Origin of the sequence: Pseudodesulfovibrio aespoeensis Aspo-2 (assembly GCF_000176915.2) — a bacterium.
Lineage (GTDB): Bacteria > Desulfobacterota > Desulfovibrionia > Desulfovibrionales > Desulfovibrionaceae > Pseudodesulfovibrio > Pseudodesulfovibrio aespoeensis.
In genome coordinates this window covers 2,265,845-2,289,192 of sequence record NC_014844.1, presented here as the reverse complement: position 1 = coordinate 2,289,192, position 23,348 = coordinate 2,265,845, and the positions used below count along the sequence as shown (strand labels likewise).

The following is a 23,348-nucleotide window of genomic DNA, read 5'->3' as shown; positions in this document are numbered from 1 at the left end:
GATATCCCATGGCCAATGGCCGACACAAAGTCCTCATCGCCAACCGGGGCGAGATCGCCATGCGCGTCATGCGGGCCTGTGTCAGGCTCGATCTCGACTTCGTCTGTGTCCACACCGCCGAAGACAGCCGGTGCGGGCATGTCCTGCTGGCCAGGGAGCTGGCCGGTGAGCGGGCGGTCTACCGGATACACTCCTACCTCGACGCCAACGAGCTGTTTGCCGTGGCCGACGCGGCCAAGGCCACGGCAGTGCATCCCGGCTACGGCTTTTTTGCCGAGGATTTCCGCTTTGCCCGGCGCGTGGTGCGCAGGGACCGGCCCATGGAATTCATCGGGCCGTCCTGGTGGGTCATCCGCGACCTGGGCGACAAGATCAATACCAAGCGCATCGCCCGCAGTCTCGACGTGCCCACCGTGCCCGGCTCCGACAGGCCGGTCTACAGCGCGATGGAGGCCGACGAGATCGCGGCCAGCCTCTTCGAGTTCCAGGCGGCCCAGGGCATCATCGACGGCGTGATCATGGTCAAGGCCTCGGCTGGCGGCGGCGGCATGGGCATCGAGGAAGTGGGCAACTTCGACGAGTTCCGCTCCGTGTTCCGGCGCATCCGCAACTATGCCAAGCGCAATTTTGGCGACGAGGGCGTGCTCATCGAACAGCGCATCTTTGATTTCAACCATCTGGAAGTGCAGGTTGTCTCCGAGCGCAGCGGGAGCACGCATGTCCACTTCGGCACCCGCAACTGCTCGATCCAGAGCACGGGCAAGCAGAAGCGGGTCGAGGTCGCGCCCGGTTTCGCGCCCGGCGTGATTCCCTATACCTTTGACGCGGCGCGGGTCATGGCCGACATCACCGGGTATTCCCTGGCCATGGCCGGGGAGGCCGGGTTCGATAACGTGGGCACCTGGGAGTGGATCGTGACCCCCAAGGGCGAGCCGTTCCTGATGGAGGTCAACACCCGCATCCAGGTGGAAAACGGCGTGTCGGCGGTCATTTCGCGGGTCAAGGGCCAGCCGGTGGACATCATCACCGAGCAGATCCGTCTGGCCCTGGGCGCGCCCATGGGCTACGGGCAGGAGGACATCGATTTTGCTGGGATCGGCATCGAGTACCGCATTGTGGCCGAGAACACCGACAACCGGTTCACGCCCTGCGCCGGGACCGTCACCCGGCTTGCCTGGCAGGCGCATGACTGGCTCCAGGTCTTCACCCAGGTTCCCAGGGACGGGGACTACGACATCCCCATGGAGTACGATCCCAACCTGGCCCTGGCCATCGTTTGGGGGCGGGACTTGGATGAGGCCAAGGCGCGCGGGCAGCAATTCCTGGACGAGGTCGTGCTCGAAGGCATCCCGGCGGGCAGCGGCGCTGAGTTTCATACCAATATCCGGTATCTCAGGGAGATGACCGGGAAAATCCTGGAGTTCTGACGTGGACACTGAAAGACGAATCCAGGACATCAAAGACCGCCTCTCCTACATCCGGGACATCTTTGGAGGCAAGGAGGGCGACCATATCCGGCTGCTCACCGCCAAGCTCGGCGAGGTGCTTGGCCGGGAGGCGGCCAACCCCGGCAGCGTGCAGGGCGAGGAGCTGTCGCGCCTTGAGGATCTCTTCGACTTTTCCGAGCGCAAGCTCGACACCCTGCTCACGCCCATGGACCGGGTGCGCATCGTGCGTCATCCCCAGCGCATGTGTCTCAAGGACATCCTGGAGAACGTCTACGACAACTACACCGAGATCGGTGGCCGGGGCGAGTTCAACATCGATCCGAGCATGCTCATTGCCAGGGCCTATTTCGCCCGCCGGGTTGGCGAGCGGGTCATCAACCAGATGATCATGGTCATCGGGCAGGAGAAGGGCCATGGCGAGGCGTTCCGCAACGGCGGGTCGGTCAAGCCGTGGGGCAACGCCAAGGCCCTGCACTACATGAAGGTCGCGGAGACCGAGAACATCCCGGTTCATACCTTTGTTTTCACCCCCGGCGCATACCCCATCGAGGACTGGCCCGGCGCGGCCCAGCAGATCGCCAGGAATCTCTATGAAATGGCCGCGCTCAAGGCACCGGTCATTTCGGTTTTTTCCGAGGGCGGCTCGGGCGGAGCCGAGGCCGTGGGGCTGGCCGACCGGCGGATCATGCTCTCGCATGGCTACTATTCGGTCATCTCGCCTGAGGGGGCGGCGGCCATCGAGGGCGGGCTGCGCGGTGAGACCAGGGCCACGCCGGAACTCATCGAAAAGTGCGCCCGCCAGTTGCGCATCACGGCCCAGGACAACCTGCGCAACGGGTATGTGGACCGCGTGCTTCAGGAGCCGCCGCTGGGCGCGCGCTCCACCCATTACGAATTTTTCCGCGAGCTGCGGCGCGAGCTGATCCAGGCCACCAACGAGGCTGTCAGCGAGGTCAAGTCCATGAAGCTCTTCCGGGCCATGGCCGTGCGCGCCAGCATGGCCGACGACGCCGAGGCCATCTTCATGCGCTGGACCCTGTCGGCGTCCGCCCTCAGGCGGCTGGTGGAGCTGCGCCAGCGCAAGTACCGGGCCATGAGTCGCCACGCCTGCCTGGACGGCACCGGGTTTTTCAAGCGTATCGCCACCTCGGCCAGGGGGGCCGTGTGGGACGCCCATTCGTTCCTGCGCTACGACCTCCTGGGGCGGCAGAAGAAGCGGCTGGACTCCATGTTCGAGGAGCTGGGCGCCGAGGCCCATCTGGTCCGGCGCAAGCTGCTCTTGCCGCTCAAGCGGGCCATGGACACGATCCTGCCGGTGGGCAACGGAGAGCAGCAGAAAAAGGGCGACGAGGTCAGGGACAGACTGACCCGCCTTTCGTGCCCGGAGGACGGGGCCTGCCTTGTGGGCAGCGAGTGGGCGTGGATCAGCCCCCGGAGCCAGGAGGACAGGACCATGTCCTGTCCCAACGTGCGTACCCACCACTGCCCGGATCTCTGGGTGCCTGATCTGTTCGGCGATTTTGCCGGGGTCTGTCCCAGTTGTGGCCACCATTTTCCCATGGAATACCAGTGGTATATAAATAATGTTTTCAACTTCGACCCGGCCCGCGAGTTCAACCAGCGGCTGGAGTCCATGAATCCGCTGAACTACGAGCAGTTCGACTCCAAACTGGATCAGGCCAAGGAGAAGACCGGCCTCAAATCCGCCTGCATCACCTTCGAGACCGCCATCAACGGTGTCGAGACCGTGGTAGCCGTGTTTTGCGCGCCCTTTCGCGGCGGCAGCGTGGGTGCAGCCGAGGGCGAGAAGTTCATCCGGGCCGCCGAGCGGGCCGCGCGCAAGCGCCAGCCCTTCATCGCCTATGTCCACGGCACCGCGGGCATCCGCATCCAGGAAGGGGTCAACGGCGTCATCCAGATGCCGCGCTGCACCATCGCGGTGCGCCGCTACATCGACGCGGGCGGTCTCTATCTGGTGCTTTACGACACCAACTCCTATGCCGGGCCGGTGGCCAGCTTCCTCGGCTGTTCGCCCTACCAGTTCGCGGTCCAGTCGGCCAACATCGGTTTTGCCGGGCCGGGCGTCATCGCCGAGACCACGGGCATGACCGTGTCCCCGGACTATCACAGCGCCTATCACGCCCTGTCGCGCGGACACATCCACGGCATCTGGGACCGCCGCGAGGTGAAAAAGAACCTGCACCAGTCCCTCTTGACCATGGGTGGGCGCAACCTTTACTATCGTTAGCCCGCCTGTCGGGGCGTGCGTTCCATCCAAATTGCAATCAAGGACCATTACGTGCTGAATATCAAAGAGTTGCTCGATACCGTCAAAGCCTCGCCCTACCGCGAGATCGTCATCCACGCGCCGCATACCGGCGTGGTCGAATTCGCGGGCCTGAAAAAAGGGGAGCGCGTGCATGGCCGCTCTGGCGAGTACAAGGAAAAGCCCGGAACCCTGCTGGCCCACCTGACCCGCGAGAAGAACCGAAAACCCCTCCATGCGCCGGAAAAGGGCGAGATCGAGGCGGTGCGCGACGACCTTGAGGGGCGTTTCGTGGAGGCGGGCGAGCCGCTGGTCACCATCAAGCACTTCCTGACCCGTCAGGAGGTCATCGAGTTGGTGCTGCAAAAGGCCCTGTACCTCTTCCGCGCCCCAGAGCGGGCCAAGTATTATTTCGTCCCCGAAGTGGACCAGAAGCTCAAGGTCTCGGGCAAGCGCTCGGTCAAGGTGCACGAGGGCATGGAGCTGATGATCGTCTCCCGCATGAAGCGCGAGACGCCCCTTGCCTACTCCGGGCCGGGTGGCATCATCTATTCCGTGTATTTTGGACGCGGCGACAACGTGGACGAGGGCGAGCCGCTCATCGGCGTCTGCCCCGAGGACCAGCTGACGGTCATCCAGGACGTGGTCGCCCGCATCCAGAGCGAATGGGAAGAGGAATAGCCCTCGCGACCGCTGGCTTGTCGCCGGGGCCGTCAACTTCGAAACCGGGAGGCGTCATGGGCAGGGTGTTGCAGGTTCGGGTCTCGGCCTGGACATACAGCGAGGACGAGGTCAGGCAGGCATGGCCCGCCCTGTGGAAGTTGATCTGGGGCGAGGGCGGGGACGCCGTGCCCGTCAAGGGGGTGCTGGAACTGGTCGAGGCCGTGTTCGACGCGGTGAGGCTCGGACTCGTCTCCAAGGAACAGGGCCAAGCCCTGCGCCATAGGGCCGAGCAGGCGGAAGTTTTGCGTCTCAAGTTCCAGGACGCCCTGGCGGCCCGGCAGCCCGGTGCGGCCGACGCCATCTCCTACGAACTCGAAGATTGCCTTGACGCCCTGGAAGACATTGCCGGAAAATTTTGATACTCGGTGAGATCAAATTTTGGATATATTACGCAAGGAGACGATATGGCTGGCAGTATGAACAAAGTGATTCTTATAGGCAGGCTCGGGCGCGATCCCGAACTGTCATATACGCCCAACGGACAGGCCAGGGCCAAGTTTTCCATCGCCACGGACGAGGGCTACCGCGACAAGCAGACCGGCCAGAAGGTCGAGCGTACCGAGTGGCACAACATTGTGGCCTGGCGGCAGACGGCTGAATTCTGCGGCAACTATCTCGGCAAGGGCCGTCTGGTCCTGGTGGAGGGCAAGTTGCAGACCCGCAAGTGGCAGGATCAGGCCACTGGCCAGGACCGCTACATGACCGAGATCGTGGCCGACAACGTGCAGGGCCTGGACCGCGCCCCTGACGGCCAGCAGGCTCAGCAGGGCGGCTATCAGCAGAACAGTAACCAGCAGCAGGGCGGCTATCAGCAGCAGGCTCAGGGGCAGGGCCAGCGCCGCCAGCAGCAGGAGCCCGACGAAGACCTCGGTCCGGCCTTTCCCTCCGAAGCCAGCGGCATGGACGACGTGCCGTTCTGATGAAGCGGACTGGTCGAGCATGGCGGGCGATTTTTGCTCCTGCAAGAGATCAATGATCATGAGAGGGCGGCTTACCGCCCTCTTTTTTGTTGTGGCATTTTTTTGATCGGGAGTGCGCGCTCATGGACTGGCTGCCCACTATGCTCCGGCACTGCGTTGTGCATATCATCCTGGTCTGTCTGCTGTTTGCCGCCGGTTGCGCTCCTGTTGTCTTTGACAGCCGTTTGAATGCGTCTCAGGCCATCTGGGACAATCAGCCTCCTGGCGTTGCGGCAGAAGTTCAGGACCGCCTCGTACTCGTCCCGGTGCGGTATTACGGTTTTGACGGACGGCTGCACCAGGGGCAGGTGGTCATCCACAGGGATCTGGCGCAGGACATCCGCATGGTCTTTGCGGTGATCAGGGCAACCCGGTTTCCAGTGGAGTCCGTCATCCCCGTTGCTCATCCCCTGATACAGGAGCAAGGGGTGTACGGCCTGTCGCCGGACACCAACAACACCTCCGCCTATGTCTGGCGATTCGCGGTGGGCGAGAACCGTCTGTCCATGCACGCTTTGGGGTTGGCCATCGACATCAACCCGCGCCTCAATCCGTATGTCCGGGGTGATCTGGCGCTGCCGCCGGGCGCGACCTATGATCCCGCTGTTGCGGGGACTCTGACCGCCGATCACCCCGTGGTCCTGGGCTTCAGGCGTCTTGGTTGGAAGTGGGGCGGCCACTGGGGCAGCCGGGGCCGGGTTGACCCCATGCATTTTCAGAAAATCCCCAGGAGCCTTGCGGCTTGGGTGGCGAAGTGGCGGGAGTGACGGCGGCCCGCTGACCGGGCGCGTTGTCTAGCGTGGGGCTTTGGTCCGTTTGGGCTGGGCCGCGTTGGAGTAGAAGGTGTTGTAGACCAGGGTCAGGACGCAGGCGAAGAAGGCCGAGCCGATGCCGATGATCACATTGGAGTAAGGCGGAGCAGTCAGGGCCACGCGGATGAGCAGGGTGGCCAGGGCAAAGCCGGAGTTGCGGAAGACCGCCCGGAATTCCGGCAGGTAGCGCTGGGCGATGAGCACCAGCATGATGTCGCTGAAGATGAGGACCGTGTAGAATTTCTCGAAGAACGCGTGCGGAATGTGGCCCGAGGCCAGGAGCAGGCAGTTCTTGACCCCCATGCCGATGAAGATGGCCAGGATGATCAGGGCCACGAGCTTCTTGGCCGCCACGAACCGGAACAGGGTCGGCCCGGCCATCCGGGTCTCCTCCATGCGCAGGCGCAGCAGGCTGTAGACGCCGAGCAGGGCGAAGATGATCACGGCCCCGCCCCCGTCGGCCAGGATGACCAGCAGTTCCTTCTCATACCCGATGATGGTCAGTGGTTCGGGGAAGTCGGCCAGCCCCTTGAAGGCGCTACGCAGCAGGATCAGGGCCAGTATCTCGAACTGCTTGCCCACGGATTTCGAGATGGAGCATGGCAGGGTGAAGATCAGGCTGACAACTTCGAGGACGAGGACCAGGGTGAAGGCCAGGTTGATGGCCATGTAGTGGCTGGTGGGGGTCAGCTCGGCCAGTCGGTCCGGGAGCAACCCCTCCCGGTTCAGCTCGATGGCGATCAGGGCCAGGGAAAAGACCGCGATGAGCATGCCGCCCACTGCCCGCTGGGTGGAATCCTTCTCCCAGTAGTGGTGCAGGGGGTCAAAGACATAGGTGACCCCGTTGTAAAGCCTGTCCATCACATACATGCGTCACATCCTGCTGGCGTGTGTGCCGGGCGCGGGGGAGCGTCCCAGCCCTGACCTAGCAGAGGGCGCTGCGCGAGTAAATGGGAATCTTTCTTACTTTCCTGTGACAGCACGTCTGGCCTAGATTTCGAAGAGCATTTCGAGATCGTCGCGGGTCAGCCCCTTGAGGGCGGACTGGCCGGGAATGATGGACTCGGCCACGTCCTTTTTCTGCTCCTGGAGCTTGAGGATGCGCTCTTCCACCGTGTTCTGGCAGATCATCTTGTAGGCGAAGACCTGCCGCTTCTGGCCGATGCGGTGGGTGCGGTCCGTGGCCTGATTCTCCACCGCCGGGTTCCACCACGGGTCGTAGTGGATGACGTAGTCGGCGCTGGTCAGGTTGAGGCCCGTGCCGCCCGCCTTGAGCGAGATGAGGAAGATGGGGATGTCCGGGTTGTCATTGAACCGGTCCACCTGCTCGAAGCGGTCCTTGGACGAGCCGTCAAGGTAGGCGAAGGGAATCTCGCGGATCTGGAGCCAGCTGCGGATGACGTGGAGCATGCGTACGAACTGGGAGAAGACCAGCACCTTGTGGCCGCCCTCGATGATGTCAATCACCAAGTCCTTGAAGGCGTCGAACTTGCCCGAGGGCAGGTTGGTGGACACGCCGGGCATGTCGAGCTTGAGCAGGCGCGGGTGGCAGCAGATCTGGCGCAGCTTGAGCAGGGCGTCGAGGATGGACATCTGGCTCTTGGCCATGCCCTTTTCCTCCACGTCGCGCAGCACCTGATCCTTGAGCTTCTTGGCCAGGGCGTTGTAGAGGTCGCGCTGTTCGTCCACCAGCTCGCAGTAGTGCGTGGTCTCGATCTTGGGCGGCAGATCCTTGGCCACCTCGGATTTGGTGCGGCGCAGGATGAACGGTTTGACCCTGGAGCGCAGGTAGTCGAGGGTCTCCTCGTCGCCGTCCTTGATGGGCTTGACGATGCCCCGCTGGAAGGAATGCTGCGACCCGAGGAAGCCGGGCATGAGAAATTCGAAGAGCGACCACAGCTCGAAAAGGTTGTTCTCGATGGGCGTGCCCGAAAGGCAGACGCGCAGCCCGGCTTCGAGTTTGCGCACCGAGCGTGCCGTGATGGTGTTGGGGTTCTTGATGTTCTGCGCCTCGTCGAGGATGACGCTGGTGTACTTGTACTTGAGCAGCTCTTCGAGATCCCGGCGCAGCAGGGCATAGGTGGTGATGACCAGATGCGAGTCCTTGATGTGCTGGAAGAGGTCGTCGCGCTTGGCACCGTAGATGGTCAGCCGCTTGAGTTCGGGCACGAATTTTTGCGCCTCGCGCTCCCAGTTGGGCAGGACCGAGGTGGGCACGATGATCAGGTTGGGGCCATCCACGCCGGAGTCCACCAGGGACTGGATGTAGGAGAGGGTCTGGATGGTCTTGCCCAGGCCCATCTCGTCGGCCAGGATGCCGCCGAACCCGTACTCGCGCAGGAAGTTGAGGTAGCTCATGCCCTGGAGCTGGTAGGGCCGCAGGGTGGCCTGGAGCTTCCGGGGTTGCTCCATTAGTCTTATTTCGTTGAAATTGTTTATTTTTTCTTTGAGCTTGACGTAGTACGAGTCTGTGTGCGCCTGGGGCAGATCTTCCAGTATCTTGTCGAGCACCGGGGCCTCGAACTGGTTGAACTGCTTCTTGGGCGCCTTTTCGGGATCAAAGCCCAGGGCCTTGAGTTTGTGGCCGAGCTTGTTGAGCCAGGATTCGGGCAGGCTGGTGTATGAGCCGTCCTTGAGCTGGACATACCGTTTGCCCTTGGTCCACGCCTCCCATATCTCGTCGATGGGCACGCGCTGGTCGTCGTACTCCACCGAGAGTTCCAGGTTGAACCACTTGTCCGCCTCGTCGGATTCCACCTCGGCGATGACAATGGGTTGGGTGGTGCGCACTTTGTAGCGGGTCAGGTTTTGCTCGCCGAAGACGCGGTATGCCTCGACCAGCTGGGGATAGTGGTCGAGCAGGAAGTTGATGGCCTCCTCCTGCTCCATGAACCAGATGTGGTTGTTCCTGGGCTGGAAGCGCATGTCGTGCAGCTCGGCCAGCAGGTTGGCTTCCTCCTCCTGGGAGCGTCTGATGAGGTAGCTCTTGCCGCCCACGTGGTAGCTGCCGGTCTGCAGGTCCGGGTTGGGACCGGGCATGATGAATTCGCCGTGCTCGTTCTCGTAGATGTTCTGCACCTTGAGGATCAGCAGGCTGCCTTCCTCGTCCAGGAAGAGCTTGGGATTGTACTCGGCCTTCTGGAATATCGGCCCCACGCGCTCCAGGAAGTCCTCCTGGCCGTAGAGGTCAGAGACCGGGATGCGGGTCCAGACGCGGTCGAGGAATTCCGACACGTCGGCATGGGGCACAATGGGTTTCTTCACCACCATGCTCTGCACCAGCTTGGGGTCCAGCCCTGTCTGCACCGGGTAGAAGGAGTTCTTGTAGTAGACCCAAAGCGGCAGCCGCCCGTAGAAATAGATCTCCTCCTCGTCGGTGATGGAGAAGGGCAGCTTGTCCTCCCTGGACAGGAGGATGTCGAACATCAGTCCGTCCTCGCTCAAGGTCGGGGAGAGCTTGAGCTGCATGGTCTTGGACTCGATGGTCACAGGCTGGTCGGTCTCGCGCAGGAAGAGATAATATTCGTTTTTGACGGCGCGGAAGAACCAGGAGTGCAGGCCCGCCGGGATTTCGACCCGGTGGCCCCAGTAGTCGAGGTAGTGGCCTATCTGCTCGGCCACGCCGGGCAGGGCGGGCGAGGTGTCGCACCAGTCCGGGTTCTCCACGATCTGGGTCAGGGTGACTTCGTTCTGCACCTGGGAGATGCCCGACTTGTTCTGGCGGGCGCGGAAAAAGGCCACCTGGAGCCGCCCGAGCTCCGGGTAGATGCGGTAGATGAGATAGTGCCTCCCGGCCTCCGGCTCAAGCTCGGTGGCGAAAAAGGGGCGGAAGGTCTGGCGCCAGTCGGTGCGGGGGGTGGGGGCCTTTTCGCCCGATTCGGAGTTGAGCGACTTGAGCAGCTTGACCGCAGTGGCCGCCACGTGGCGGCAGACGCCGGAGAAGGAATCCGGACAGTTGCAGTAGAAGTTGATGCTCCGGTCGTTCAGGTTGAGGCCGATCTCCGAGGTGTAGTTCTGGAATTCGTCGCCCTGTACCTGACCGTCGATGTCCCAGTACTGGTCGCGCTTCTTCAGGTCGAGCTTGGACACTCCATTGGCCGCGACCATTTCATTGGCGCTTTCCAGGATGTATTCCGGGATGCTGTCGCCAATGAAGTTCTGGAGGATGGATTTGACTATTTGTTCTTCGCCACTGGTCATTCAAACACTCTCTGTCGCTTGCCGGGATATTTGAACACGTTTGATTACCCGTATCCACGCCGTTCGGCAAGATGTATAAAAACCATTGCGCCGCCTTTCGCCCACTTGGCTTTTCAGGCCCATTGGTTCATAGTGTACCAAGTGGCCGACGCTCTCCCGATTATATGGTCCAACCACCGTAGTTTTGCAAGAAAAAATGAGACTGCCAACCCCCCTGATGTTTTCCCTTGCCATGGCCCTTGCCATGGCCTTTCTTGCGGCATGCGGCGAGGGGGGCGGCCCGGCCACGCCCGTCAGGCCGGTCGATCAGGCCGCGCTCCCGTCCGAACCGCAATATGGGGGCAGCATTGTCGAGGCCATGCTCGGCGAGCCGGACAATCTCATCTCGGCCCTTTCCACCAGCGGAGCCTCCCATTCCGTGGCCTCGCAGATATTCGTCGGCCTGATCAAGTATGACAAGGACATTGAGCTCGTGCCCTACGCGGCCAAGTCCTTCGAGGTGCTCGACGAGGGGCGGCTCATCCGGTTCACCCTGCGCGAGGACATCCGCTGGTTCGACGGCGAGCCGCTCACGGCAGAGGACGTGGAATTCACCTACCGGCTGATGATCGACCCGACAACGCCCACGGCCTATGCCGAGAATTTCAAGGCGGTCAAGGCGTTCCGGCTTACGGGCCGGTACTCGTTTGAGGTGGAGTACGACCAGCCCTTTGCCAAGGCGCTCATCACCTGGGCCATGGACATCCTGCCCAAACACGCCATGGAGGGCGAGGATCTGCTCAACACGAAGTACAGCCGCGAGCCCCTGGGGGCCGGGCCGTACATGCTCAAGGAGTGGACGCCCGGCAGCCGCATCGTGCTGGAGGCCAACCCGGACCATTTCGAGGGCAGGCCGTACATCGACAGGGTCATCTACCGGATGATTCCGGACCTCTCCACCCAGTTCCTGGAGCTCAAGGCGGGCAACCTCGACACCATGGACCTGACCCCGCTGCAATACCTCTACCAGACCAGCGGGCCGGGCTGGGACGGCAGCTTCAACAAGTTCGAGTACCTGGCCTCTGGCTACGCCTTTCTCGGCTTCAACATGAACCATCCGTTTTTCAAGGATGTCCGGGTGCGCCGGGCCATCGACCACGCCATTGACCGGCGCGAGATCGTCAAGGGCGTGCTCTACGGCCTGGGCGAGATGGCCAACGGGCCGTATAAGCCCGGCACTTGGCAGTACAACGAGGCCGTCAAGCCCCGAACCTATGACCCGCAGCGGTCAAGGGAGCTGCTGGCCGAGGCGGGCTGGGCGGATAGCGACGGCGACGGCATCCTGGACAGGGACGGGGTTCCCTTTGCCTTTTCCATCATCACCAACCAGGGCAACACCCAGCGCATCAAATCCGGGGTGATCATCCAGCAGCGGCTCAGGGACGTGGGCATCAAGGTGGAGCTGCGCACAGTGGAGTGGGCGGCCTTTATCAAGGAGTTCGTGGACAAGGGGCGGTTCGACGCCGTGATCTTGAGTTGGAACATCCTCCAGGACCCGGACATCTACAGCGTCTGGCATTCGTCACAGGCCGTGGAGCGGGGGCTCAACTTCACCCGCTACGTCAATCCTGAACTGGATGCGCTGCTGGAGCGGGGCCGCAGGCTGGTCGATCCGAAGGCGCGCAAGCCCATCTACGACGAAGTGCAGCGCATATTGCATGACGAGGTGCCGTACTGCTTCCTGTATGTTCCCAAATCCCTGCCCATTGTGCAGGCCAGGGTGCGCAATATCCAGGCCGCCCCGGCGGGCATTGCCTACAACTTTCCCAAATGGTGGATACCGAAATCGCTGCAGATGCAGCCGTAGGATCAAGAAGGCTTCATGATTCGCATCAACCAGATCACCGATAAGGTGGCGTCATATATAGATAATCCTGACCTGGATCTGATCCAGCGGGCCTATGTTTTTTCCGCCCAGGCGCACGACGGCGTGGTCCGCCGCTCCGGCGAGCCGTACATCTCCCATCCCATGAATGTGGCCTACCTGCTGGCCGAGATGCAGCTCGACGAGGCCACGGTGGCCGCCGGGCTGCTGCACGACACGGTGGAGGACACCCAGGCCTCGGTGGACGAGATCGAGGAATTCTTTGGCTCGGATGTGGCCGACATCGTAGACGGGGTGACCAAGATCAGCCAGATGGACTTCGAATCCAAGGCCGTGCAGCAGGCGGAGAACATCCGCAAGCTGATCCTGGCCATGGCCGAGGATATCCGCGTGCTCATGGTCAAGCTGGCCGACCGGTTGCACAACATGCGCACCCTGGAGTTCATGAAGCCGGTCAAGCAGCGGCTCATCGCCCAGGAGACACAGGACATCTACGCACCCCTGGCCAACCGCCTCGGCCTGCACCGGGTCAAGACCGAGCTTGAGGACCTCTGCCTCAGGTATCTCAAGCCCGATGTCTTCGACCAGTTGAGCCAGGCCGTGTCCGAGCACCGGGCCTCCGGCGAGCCGTACATTGACAAGGTCATCGACCTGATCAACGACATGCTCAAGAAGAACAAGATCAAGGGGCGCGTTTACGGGCGCACCAAACACCTGCACTCCATCCATGTGAAGATGGAGCAGCAGGGGCTGACCTTCGACGAGATATACGACCTCATCGCCTTCCGCATCATTCTCGAATCCGTCAAGGACTGCTACGCCGTGCTGGGGCTCATCCACTCCATCTGGCGGCCCGTGCCGGGGCGGTTCAAGGACTACATCTCCATCCCCAAGGCCAACATGTACCAGAGCCTGCACTCCACCGTCATCGGCCCGGACGGGGAGCGCATCGAGGTGCAGATCCGCACCGAGGAGATGAACCGCATCGCCGAGTACGGCGTGGCCGCCCATTGGCAGTACAAGGAGGTGGGCAAGGGGAGCAAGCGGGCCAGGAGCGCCGACACCCGCGACGCCGAGCGTTACACCTGGCTGCGGCAGATCATGGATTGGCAGCGCGAGCTTTCGGACCCGCGCGAGTTCATGGCCTCGCTGCGGCTTGAGATGTTTCAGGAGGAGGTCTACGTCTTCACGCCCAGCGGCGACATCAAGGAGTTGCCAGAAGGCGCGACCCCGGTGGATTTTGCCTACGCCATTCACTCCGAGGTAGGCGACAAGTGTGCCGGGGCCAAGGTCAATGGCCGCATCGTGCCGCTGCACAGCCCGCTCAAGAACGGCGACTCGGTGGAGATCATCACCGACAAGAACCGGATGCCCAGCCGCGATTGGCTCAAGTTCGTCAAGACGGCCAAGGCGCGCACACGCATCAAGCAGTACATCCGCACCGTGGAGCGCGAGCGGGCCATCGCCCTGGGCCGCGAACTGCTGGAGAAAGAGGGCCGCCGCCTGGGCATCAACGTCCAGAAGGCGATCAAGGACGGCGACTTCATCAAGCTTGTGGAGGGCTTCAACTGCGGCAGCGTGGATGACCTGCTGACCCAGGTGGGGTTTTCGCGCTTCACCCCGCGCAAGGTGGTCAAGAAGCTCTACTCGGTCATCCACGGCGAGAGTATGGACCTGCGCAAGGTCCGGGATAAGGAGGAGGAGAGCGCCCCTGCGCCGGATCCGAAGAAGAAGCCCAAGACAGACGGTCTCCAGATTTCGGGTGTGGACAACGTCCTGGTCCGATTCGCCAGTTGCTGCAATCCGTTGCCCGGCGAGCCCATCATCGGCTACATCACCCGTGGCCGGGGTGTGACCGTCCACCGCATCGATTGTCATAACGTCAAGAATTTCGAGGAGGAACGGCTCGTCGGCGTCAATTGGGAAGGCGTCGAGGAGAAGCCGTATCCGGCCAAGATCAAGATCAAGTGTCTGAACAAGACCGGCATGCTTGGCAAGATATGCTCCATGCTGGCCGAGCAGAACGTCAACATCGATTCGGGCAGCTTCGAGTCCAAGGTGGACGGCACCTCGGTGCTGGAGTTCACCGTGGAGGTCAAGGACCTGGACCAGCTCTACAGCGCCCTGTCCAAGGTCAAGGCGCTCAAGGCGGTGCAGGAGGCGTTGCGCGTTTCCTGACCGCGCCCCGGCGCGGCATGGCAGGCGGCCCGCAGTGTTCCCGATAGGTTGATGCAATGGAGGTCATATGGCGCAGAAATTGGAGATAGGGGTTGTCGGGCTGGGCAAGTTCGGCCTGACCTTGGCCAAGGCCATGGTTGACCTGGGGCACGACGTGATCGGCGTGGATCGCAGCGAAGCCAACATCCGCAGGGCGCAGGGAGTGCTGAGCCAAGTCTATCAGGCCGACGCCACGGACGAGAAGGCTCTGGAGCAGATCGGGTTCAAGGAGCTTGAGACCGTGGTGGTCTCCACCGGTTCGTCCATGGAGGCGAGCATCCTGGTGGTGCTCAATCTTCAGGCCCTGGGCGTGGGCCGCATCTGGGTCAAGGCCATGAGCGAGGAACACGAGCGGGTGCTCTACAAGCTCGGCGTGCCCTTTGTGGTTTTTCCCGAGGCGTATGTGGCTTTTCAGATGGCCCACCGGTTGGCCGCGCCCGGACTGCACGACTACCTCGGTTTGGGCAAGGACGTGGTCACGCGCGAGATACTGGTCAGCAAGTGGACGGGAAAAACCTTGCGTGAACTGAACCTGACCAATACGTATTCCGTTCAGGTCATCGCCTACCGCCACAGCGGCGAGGCAGATTTCAGCTTTGTGCCCCAGGCCGACAAGGCGCTTGAGGAAGGGGACGTGCTTGTCCTGCTCGGCAACACCAAAGATGTGATCAAGATCAACAATTATTAGGGAGCGGCCATGAGCGGCAACGTCTTCGGCACCATGTTTCGGCTGACCACTTATGGCGAGTCCCATGGACCCGGCCTGGGCGGCGTCATCGACGGCTGCCCGGCGGGGATTCCCCTGGACGAGGCCATGCTCCAGCGCGAGCTGGACCGGCGCAAACCGGGCCAGGGCGGTCTGGCCTCCACGGCGCGCAAGGAGGCGGACCGCGTGCGCATCCTTTCCGGCGTCTTCGAGGGGGTGACCACGGGCACGCCCATTGGCTTTCATGTGGAGAACACCGATCACCGCTCCAACGACTATTCCGCCATCAGGGACATTTTCCGTCCCGGTCACGCGGACTTTGCCTTCAACGCCAAGTTCGGCCTGCGCGACTATCGGGGCGGCGGGCGGTCCTCGGGCCGGGAGACCGTCAGCCGCGTGGCGGGCGGGGCCATCGCCCAGGAGCTGCTGCGCGCCGAGGGCATTTCGATTTTCGCCTATACCGTGGAACTGGGCGGCATAGCGGCCCGGCTCATTGATTGGGAAGGAGCGCAGGACAGGCCCTATTTCAGCCCTGACCCGGACGCCCCGGCTGCCTGGGAAGAGCGCATCAAGCGCGTCAAGGGCCAGGGCGACACCCTGGGCGGCGTGGTCGAGGTGCGCGCCATCTGCGTACCCGCCGGGCTGGGGGAGCCGGTCTTTGACAAGCTCGACGCCCGGCTGGCCTATGCGCTCATGTCCGTGGGCGCGGTCAAGGCGGTGGAGATCGGCTCGGGCTGCGGCGCGGCCCGGTCGCTGGGCAGTGAAAACAATGACCCCATCAGCCCGGAGGGCTTTGCCTCCAACAATGCGGGCGGCATCCTCGGCGGCATTTCGTCAGGCCAGGACATCGTGGCCAGGGCCTACATCAAGCCCATCCCGTCCATTGCCCGCGAGCAGCGCACCGTGACCCGGACAGGCGAGGCTGCCACCATCACCGTGGGCGGGCGGCACGATATCGCCGCCATCCCGCGCATCAACCCAGTGCTCAAGGCCATGACCGCCCTGACCCTGGCCGACCTGCTCCTGATGGACAGGCGGCTGGGCCTGCGCGAGTAGCGGTCACCTTTTTCAGTGGTACGAGCAGGAAAGCCCGGCCCTGGCAGATGCCAGGGCCGGGCTTTCCTGCTCCGGGAAAAAGCGATCCGCCTACTTGGCCTTTTTCATGCGCACGGCAGTGCCGTAGCAGGAGTAGTATTTGTCGCCCTCGGGATGGAAGGCCACGTTTTCGCGGTAGCCGATGATGGCGTCGGCATTGACATCCATGGCCTGGGCCATGAGGCCGTAAAAGGCGTTGTCAAAGGCGTAGCTGCGGCAGACGATGAGGCCGAAGGCGGACTGGATTTCGCGGCCAGGAATGGTCTCCGTGGTCATGATCTTCAGCTTCCCGGCCATGTAGATGTCCTTGGCCAGGGTCAGGCGGTGGTCGTTCTTGACGTCTTCCCTGAGGGTGCCCTGCTTCTTGGGCGAGCCGAAAATGAGCGCCATGCGTCAGTCCCCCGGTGCGGTTGCTGGAATGCGGTTGCCGGAATGCGAATGTGGTTGTTGGAATGCTGTGCTGACGTTTTGTAGCCTAGTCTGCGAACATGGGCAAGTGTTTGGAGCTGTTCCGCCGGGTGCCTGGCCAACGGAAATGGCCGGGCCTCCGCGAGGGAGGCCGGGCCATTTGCCGAGTTCGGGTGTGTCGTCCGTCAGGGGGTCACCTGCATCAGGTACGCCTTGTCCTGGGTCAGGTAGTGGCGGGCCAGTTCGCGGATGTCCTGGGGCGTCACCAGCTTGGCGCGCTCGATGATGTCCTGGTCGTATTCCCGGTCAAAGCCCTGGGTCAGCAGGCTGGCCGCTTCGCGGCTTCGCGAGATGAGGGATTGGTGCTCCTGGTAGTAGTCGCCCGTCAGGATGTTTCGGGCGCGCTCCAGCTCCGCCTCGGGCAGCGGGGTGGCCGCAAGGTCGGCGAGGATGGTGCGGAAACCTGCCAGGGACTGGTCCACCTTGTCGGGCTGGGTGCCGATGTACAGGCCGAGGAAGCCGGTGTTGTGGCTCTGCCACAGCAGCGAGGTGACCGAGTAGGCCAGACCCTGCTTGTCGCGCAGGTCGCGGAAGAGCAGGCCGGACTGGCCGGACAGGATCGCCTTGAGCAGTTCCAGCCGGGCCGAGGTGTCGCGGTCGTCGCGTCCGGGCGCGGGAAAGGCCATGATCAGGTGCGATTGGCTGCGGTCGGGCAGGTGCAGGGTGATCTCGCGTCCGGTGTTCCACTCCGGGGTGGCAAACTGGTATTCGCTGCCCGGCGCGGTCAGGGTTCTGGACAGAGAGGCGGCGAATTCCTCGATCGCCTGCCTGTCGAACTGGCCGCACACGGCAAAGACAAAGGGGTGCATGGACTGCCTGCCCCAGTAGCGCATGATGTCGGCCTGGGTCATGGCCTCCACGCCCTCTATGGTCCCCTGGTGGAGCAGGGCGTAGGGGCCGGTCTTGTACAGGAAGGGGAAGATGTGGCGGAAGGCGAGGCCGAGCGGCTGGTCCTCGCGCTGCTTGATGGCCGCGATCTGGTCCTGGCGGGCGCGGTCGATCTCGCTCTGGTCAAAGGCCGGGGCGGTCAGGGTGTCGCGCAGGAGCGGCAGAACCTTGTCCGTGAACCGGGTGGGGAACTTCGCCTCCAGGGCAAAGGTGTTGCGTCCTGCGCTGGAACCGATGCTGGCCGCGTGGTCGGACAGGAAGTCCTGGATATCGGTGGCCGACATGGTCATGGTGCCGCGCGTGAGCGCCTTGGCCGTCAGGGCGGCCAGCCCCTGCTGGTCCGGGGTCAGGTCGCCGTCGCCGCCCGTCCAGTAGATGCTCACGGCGGTGTAGGGCAGGGTCTCGTCGGGCAGCAGGACCAGGGTGTTGCCGCCGGGCAGGGCGATCTGCTGGGCCGCGTCGGTAGTGGCCGCCTGCTGCTTTGCATCGGCGCGGGCCTTGGCGGGCCATGCCTTGTGCGTGGCCGCCGTGAGCGCTTCCGGGGTGACGGCGGTGTCTTCGGGCGTCAGGATGCAGGCGGCCAGCTGGTCCGGGCGCACGAACTCGTCGTACAGCCCCTTCAGCTCTGCCCGTCCTGTCTGGCCCAGGGCAAAGAGGTAGTTCTGCTCCGCCTGCTCGCCGTTCTCGAAAAACTGGAAGTAGCCGAGCTTGCTGGCCAGCCCGGACAGGGTCTCCTTGGTCAGGAAGAGGGAGTCCTCCAGGTTGAGCCGGGCGCGTTCGATCTCGCGGTCGGTGAAGTCCTCGGGATTGAACCGGGCCAGCTCGGCCATGAGTTCGGTCCAGAAGGTCTCGAGCTTGTCCGCGTCCAGGGTGGCGCTCAAGTAGAGCATGCCCCCGCGCTCAAGGGACAGGGGCGAGATGGAGATGTCGTCCACCAGTTGTTTGTCATATTTGAAGGTGCGGTAGAGGCGCGAGGTATCGTCGCCGCCCATGAGCTGGCACAGCAGCTCCAGCCCGGCGATCTTGGCCGACGAGCCCTGGGGAATGGGGAAGGTCGCGCCCAGGTAGACCTTGTTCCACTTGCCGGTCAGCTTGGTCACCCTGGGGCCGCTGCCCGTGGCGGGCACGGCGATGGTGTCGGGCGGCGACACGGGCCGGGTGTTCCGCAGGCCCCCGAGCAGACGCCTTGCCTCGGCCAGGACCTCATCCGGGTTGACCTTGCCGACCACGGCCAGGAGCATGGACTGGGGCTGGTAGTTCTCGGCGATATAGGCGTGGATGTCCTTGTCGGTCATGGCCGACACGGTATCGCGGTATCCGATGATGGGCCATTCATATGTGCTGCCCTGCCAGACCATGCCCTGGAGGGTCTTGAACAGCCTGCTGCCAGGGGTGTCCTCCCCGCGTTCCAGCTCTTCGAGCACGACCTGTTTCTCGCTCCTGAGTTCCTCCGGGTCGATGGCCGCGTTGAAGGCCATGTCGGTGATGACATCAAGGCCGAGCGACCACTGGTCGTCCGGCACCTCGACGTAATAGACCGTGTAGTCGAAGCTGGTGGCCGCGTTCATGCTGCCGCCCACGGCCTCGATGTCGCGGGCGCTCTGTCCCGGCCCGCGCTTCTTCGTACCCTTGAAGACCATGTGTTCGAGCAGATGGCTGATGCCCGCGATCTGCGGGGTTTCGTAGCCGCTGCCCGCATGGACATAGAGGCGGGCGTTGACCAGCGGGAACCGGTCGTCCTGCCGGATGAGCACGGTCAGTCCGTTCTCAAGCCTGACGATGTGGGTCTCGCTCGCGTCTCGCTCGGCCAGCGACGGCAGGGCGGGCATCCTGGCTGCTGCTGTGTTTTTCTTGTTGGTGTGCATCTGGCACCCGGTCAGGACCATGATGAGTCCTCCCAATAGCAGGATTTTTTTGAACATTTTTCTTCCCCGTGGCGTCCGCCAGCGGGCGGCGTCGGATTGGTTGCCTTCGGTTCTGTCGGTCGTTTCATGGAATAGTAATACCGGATAATGCTCAGGCAAGTGGCGTCATGACTTGGAAGCGCCAAGCAATGTATCCGAGGCTGGGCCAAATGAAAACCACTATCCGGGGCCGGGGCGGGGTTTTCGGTTTCAAACAGGTGCTTGACGATGCTCCGGGTTCGGGCCGGTGGCCGGGTGAAAAATATCTCTTGGTCCATTGGCCTGTTTGACCGTGCAATCAAGGGGGTTTACGTCCTATCATGGCACGGAATTGCTGGGTTTTCCCTGTGGTGCGGTTTCTGGAATTGTTGACAAGAAACGTGCGTCCGGCTTACAAAATTCCGATTGCTTGTCAAGGGAATATGTGTGTTTAACCCAACGGAGGAATTGAATGTCCATCAGCTACGCACCTGCTGGCAAAACGGGTAAGTGGGATGGCGCAATGGACTGGGTCCAGATGCTCTCGGGAGCCGGTCTGATCCTGTTCATGTGGTGTCACATGATACTGGTGTCGAGCGTCGTCATCAGCCCCGGCGTCATGGACGCCATCGCGGAATTCTTCGAAGCCACCGGCATGGCCCAGGTCGGCGGCCCCCTCGTCTTTCTCCTGTTCCTGACCCATTTCGTGCTTGCCGCCCGCAAGATTCCCTTCCGTTTCGACGGCCAGAAGACCATCTGGCAGCACGCCCGGATGCTGCACCATGGCGACACCTGGCTGTGGATCGTCCAGGCCGTGTCGGCCATGATCATCCTGATCATGGGCGCCATCCACATGTGGGTGGTTCTGACCGACCTGCCCATCACTGCCATCAAGTCGGCGGCGCGCATCCAGTCGGGGTTCTGGGCCGTCTTCTACCTGATCCTGCTGCCCCTGGTGGAGCTGCACGTGGGCATCGGCCTCTACCGCATCGCCGTGAAGTGGGGATTCGTCAAGGACGTGGACCGCGCCCGCTTCAAGCGCGGCGAGAACATCATCACCCTGATGTTCATCGCCATCGGCCTGATCACCCTGATCCGCTTCCTCTTCCTGAGCGTCAACTAACGGAGAAATTGCCATGCAGACTATCTACACCGATTTGCTTGTTGTCGGCGCGGGTCTTGCGGGCGAGCGCGCAGCCGTCGAGGCTGCCGACGCCGGTTTCTCCGCCATCTGTCTGAGTCTGGTGCCCGCCAGACGCTCCCATTCCTCGGCTGCCCAGGGCGGCATGCAGGCCTCCCTTGGCAACAGTGTCATGGGCGAGGGCGACGGTCCCGACGTCCACTTCGCCGACACGGTCAAGGGCTCTGACTGGGGCTGCGACCAGGAGGTCGCCCGCCTCTTTGCCGACGCCGCGCCCATCGAGATGCGCCGTCTTGCCCACTGGGGCGTGCCCTGGAACCGCGTGGTGCCGGGCAAGTCCATCTACTACAAGGGCGGCAAACAGTTCGAGAAGGTCGAGAAGGAGGACAGGGAAGGGCTGATCATGGCCCGTTCCTTTGGCGGCACGGCCAAGTGGCGTACCTGCTACACCTCGGACGGCACCGGCCATGCGGTCATGTGCACAATGGACAACCGCTGCGCTCAGATGGGCGTCGAGGTCCACGACAAGACCGAGGCCATCGCCCTGATCCACGACCGCGAGACCTGCTCCGGCGTGGTCGCCCGCTGCCTGCGCACCGGCGAGTTGCGCGTCTATCTGGCCAGGGCGGTCATGATCGCGGCGGGCGGGTTTGGCCGCATCTATCCCAACACCACCAACGCGGTCATCTGCGACGGCGGGGCGCACACCATGTGCGTGGAGAGCGGCGTGGTGCCCCTGGGCAACATGGAGGCGGTCCAGTTCCACCCCACGGGCATTGTGCCCACCGACATCCTGGTCACCGAGGGATGCCGCGGCGACGGCGGCACGCTCCTTGACGTCAACGAGAAACGGTTCATGGACGTGTATGAGCCGGAAAAGGCCGAGCTGGCCTCGCGCGACGTGGTCTCCCGCTGGATGACCCACCACATGCGCGAGGGGCACGGGGTCAAGAGCCCCTACGGCGAGCACCTGTGGCTCGACATCCGCCACCTGGGCGAGGAGCACATCACCGGCAAGCTGCGCGAGGTCTACGAGATCTGTACCTCCTTCCTGGGCGTGGACCCCATCCATCAGCTCATTCCGGTGCGGCCCACCCAGCACTATTCCATGGGCGGCGTGCGCACCAACAGGGACGGCGCGGCCTACGGCCTCAAGGGGCTTTTCTCGGCGGGCGAGGCCGCCTGCTGGGACATGCACGGCTTCAACCGGTTGGGCGGCAACTCCCTGGCCGAGACCGTGGTGGCGGGCGGCATCGTGGGCCGCAAGATTGCCGAGTACCTCAAGGGGTGCGAGACCATCTTCAAGACTGCGCTGATCAACGACGCCGTGAGCCGCCAGCAGGCGCGCATCGACGCCCTGGTCAGCTGCGCCAACGGGTCCGAGAACGTCTACAAGGTGCGCGCGGCCATGCAGGACGCGCTGAACAAGGGGGCCAACATCTTCCGCACCCAGCAGGGGCTGGAGGAATGCGTGGCCTCGCTCCAGGACACCCTGGTCCGGGCCAGGAACGTGGGTCTTCGGTCCGACGGCAAGGGCGTCAATCCCGAGCTGGCCGCAGCCCTCAAGCTCGAAGGGCAGGTCAAGCTGGCCCTCATGGTCGCCTACGGCGCGCTCATGCGCACCGAGTCGCGCGGCTCGCACAACCGGGAGGATTTCCAGGCGCGCAACGACCGCGACTGGCTGACCCGCACCCTGGCCTACTGGAAGAAGCCGGACGACACCCTGCCAACCCTGGAGTACGAACCGGCCACCATCGTGGTGGAAATCCCGCCCGGAGACCGCGGTTACGGCAAGTCCGAAATCATCAGCGCCGACGACAAGAAGGAATAGCCCATGTCCAGACTGCTCAAATTCAACATATTCCGCTATAATCCCGAGGACGCGTTGTCTTCGCCGCACATGGAGGAGTTTGTCCTCGAAGAGACCGACTCCATGACCCTGTTCATCGCTCTGAACCGCATCCGCGAGGAGCAGGACCCGTCCTTGCAATTCGACTTCTGTTGCCGGGCGGGCATCTGCGGTTCCTGCGGCATGGTCATCAATGGCCGCCCCGGCCTGGCCTGCCACACCAAGACCAAGGATCTGTCCGGCGAGATCACGCTGCTGCCCCTGCCGGTCTTCAAGCTGGTGGGCGACCTGTCCGTAGATACCGGCAGCTGGTTCCGCGAGATGTACACCAAGACCGAGTCGTGGATTCACACCGACAAGGAGTTCGATCCCGCCGCCCTTGAGGAGCGCATGGACAACAAGGTCGCGGTGGGCATCTATGAACTGGAGCGGTGTGTGGAGTGCGGCTGCTGCATCTCTGCCTGCGGCACGGCCCGGCTGCGTGAGGACTTCCTCGGCGCGGCGGCCCTCAACCGCGTGGCCCGGTTCCTCATCGATCCGCGCGACCAGCGGACCGATGCCGACTACTATGAGATCATCGGCAACGACATGGGCATCTTCGGCTGCATGGGCCTGCTGGCCTGCGAGGACGTGTGCCCCAAGCATCTGCCGCTGCAAAACCAGCTCGGCTTCCTGCGCCGCAAGATGGGCATCACGTCCCTCAAACGGATATTCAGGAAGTAACTTGGAATAATGCCTCCGGCGGCCAGGGGGGAAACCTCTTGAAAGAGGTTTCCCCCCTGGACCCCCCTTCCAGAATTTCTTGGCGCCACGCCGCCAGGAAGGGTAG

The 23,348-nt window shown here is 63.1% G+C and carries 17 protein-coding genes; 13 read left to right on the top strand and 4 right to left on the bottom strand.

The window, feature by feature from the left end; genetic code table 11:
- Nucleotides 1-8: 8 nt before the first annotated feature.
- The 6 genes from DAES_RS10485 (at nucleotide 9) to DAES_RS10460 (ending at nucleotide 6,163) form a co-directional block, all read left to right on the top strand.
- On the top strand, nucleotides 9-1,427 hold the full coding sequence (locus tag DAES_RS10485; protein WP_013515000.1) for an ATP-binding protein: 1,419 nt from the start codon (nucleotides 9-11) through the stop codon (nucleotides 1,425-1,427).
- 1 nt (nucleotide 1,428) lies between these two features.
- Nucleotides 1,429-3,696 (top strand): carboxyl transferase domain-containing protein, encoded by a 2,268-nt coding sequence (locus DAES_RS10480; protein WP_013514999.1) that lies wholly within the window; start codon nucleotides 1,429-1,431, stop codon nucleotides 3,694-3,696.
- Nucleotides 3,697-3,747: 51 nt separating this feature from the next.
- A complete protein-coding gene (locus tag DAES_RS10475; RefSeq protein ID WP_013514998.1) occupies nucleotides 3,748-4,395 on the top strand; it encodes a biotin attachment protein in 648 nt (215 codons plus the stop codon).
- Nucleotides 4,396-4,451: 56 nt separating this feature from the next.
- On the top strand, nucleotides 4,452-4,796 hold the full coding sequence (locus DAES_RS10470) for a hypothetical protein (protein WP_013514997.1): 345 nt from the start codon (nucleotides 4,452-4,454) through the stop codon (nucleotides 4,794-4,796).
- A gap of 45 nt (nucleotides 4,797-4,841) precedes the next feature.
- Nucleotides 4,842-5,357 carry a single-stranded DNA-binding protein gene (locus DAES_RS10465; protein WP_013514996.1) on the top strand — a complete coding sequence of 172 codons (516 nt, stop codon included), beginning with the start codon at nucleotides 4,842-4,844 and terminating at the stop codon, nucleotides 5,355-5,357.
- 122 nt (nucleotides 5,358-5,479) lie between these two features.
- Entirely contained in the window at nucleotides 5,480-6,163 is a 684-nt protein-coding gene (locus DAES_RS10460) for a M15 family metallopeptidase (protein ID WP_013514995.1), read from the top strand.
- A 27-nt stretch (nucleotides 6,164-6,190) separates the two neighbouring features.
- On the opposite strand, the gene DAES_RS10455 is transcribed toward DAES_RS10460, so the two are convergent.
- Both DAES_RS10455 and DAES_RS10450 read right to left on the bottom strand, forming a co-directional pair.
- Nucleotides 6,191-7,078, bottom strand: a complete 888-nt coding sequence (locus tag DAES_RS10455) for a hypothetical protein (RefSeq protein WP_013514994.1) — start codon at nucleotides 7,076-7,078, stop codon at nucleotides 6,191-6,193.
- A gap of 120 nt (nucleotides 7,079-7,198) precedes the next feature.
- A complete protein-coding gene (locus DAES_RS10450; RefSeq protein WP_013514993.1) occupies nucleotides 7,199-10,408 on the bottom strand; it encodes a DEAD/DEAH box helicase in 3,210 nt (1,069 codons plus the stop codon).
- Between the two features lie 196 nt (nucleotides 10,409-10,604).
- Here DAES_RS10450 and DAES_RS10445 point away from each other — a divergent pair, with 196 nt between their 5' ends.
- From DAES_RS10445 to aroC, 4 genes are all read left to right on the top strand, one after another.
- The gene (locus DAES_RS10445) at nucleotides 10,605-12,254 is read left to right on the top strand and encodes a peptide-binding protein (protein ID WP_013514992.1); all 1,650 of its coding nucleotides are present in this window, start codon (nucleotides 10,605-10,607) and stop codon (nucleotides 12,252-12,254) included.
- Between the two features lie 15 nt (nucleotides 12,255-12,269).
- Complete coding sequence (locus DAES_RS10440; protein WP_013514991.1) at nucleotides 12,270-14,450, top strand: RelA/SpoT family protein; 2,181 nt, start codon at nucleotides 12,270-12,272, stop codon at nucleotides 14,448-14,450.
- Between the two features lie 67 nt (nucleotides 14,451-14,517).
- On the top strand, nucleotides 14,518-15,177 hold the full coding sequence (locus DAES_RS10435; RefSeq protein WP_013514990.1) for a potassium channel family protein: 660 nt from the start codon (nucleotides 14,518-14,520) through the stop codon (nucleotides 15,175-15,177).
- Nucleotides 15,178-15,186: 9 nt separating this feature from the next.
- Nucleotides 15,187-16,251 carry a chorismate synthase gene (gene aroC / locus DAES_RS10430; RefSeq protein WP_013514989.1) on the top strand — a complete coding sequence of 355 codons (1,065 nt, stop codon included), beginning with the start codon at nucleotides 15,187-15,189 and terminating at the stop codon, nucleotides 16,249-16,251.
- 90 nt (nucleotides 16,252-16,341) lie between these two features.
- Here aroC and DAES_RS10425 read toward each other — a convergent pair whose 3' ends face one another.
- Both DAES_RS10425 and DAES_RS10420 read right to left on the bottom strand, forming a co-directional pair.
- Nucleotides 16,342-16,680, bottom strand: a complete 339-nt coding sequence (locus DAES_RS10425; RefSeq protein WP_013514988.1) for a hypothetical protein — start codon at nucleotides 16,678-16,680, stop codon at nucleotides 16,342-16,344.
- A gap of 203 nt (nucleotides 16,681-16,883) precedes the next feature.
- Entirely contained in the window at nucleotides 16,884-19,568 is a 2,685-nt protein-coding gene (locus DAES_RS10420) for a M16 family metallopeptidase (protein WP_041271410.1), read from the bottom strand.
- A 433-nt stretch (nucleotides 19,569-20,001) separates the two neighbouring features.
- Here DAES_RS10420 and DAES_RS10415 point away from each other — a divergent pair, with 433 nt between their 5' ends.
- The 3 genes from DAES_RS10415 to DAES_RS10405 are packed head-to-tail and all read left to right on the top strand — an operon-like array spanning nucleotide 20,002 to nucleotide 23,242.
- Nucleotides 20,002-20,652 carry a hypothetical protein gene (locus DAES_RS10415; protein ID WP_013514986.1) on the top strand — a complete coding sequence of 217 codons (651 nt, stop codon included), beginning with the start codon at nucleotides 20,002-20,004 and terminating at the stop codon, nucleotides 20,650-20,652.
- Between the two features lie 13 nt (nucleotides 20,653-20,665).
- Nucleotides 20,666-22,501 (top strand): fumarate reductase flavoprotein subunit, encoded by a 1,836-nt coding sequence (locus DAES_RS10410; protein WP_013514985.1) that lies wholly within the window; start codon nucleotides 20,666-20,668, stop codon nucleotides 22,499-22,501.
- Between the two features lie 3 nt (nucleotides 22,502-22,504).
- Entirely contained in the window at nucleotides 22,505-23,242 is a 738-nt protein-coding gene (locus DAES_RS10405) for a fumarate reductase iron-sulfur subunit (RefSeq protein ID WP_013514984.1), read from the top strand.
- The last annotated feature ends 106 nt before the right edge of the window (nucleotides 23,243-23,348 follow it).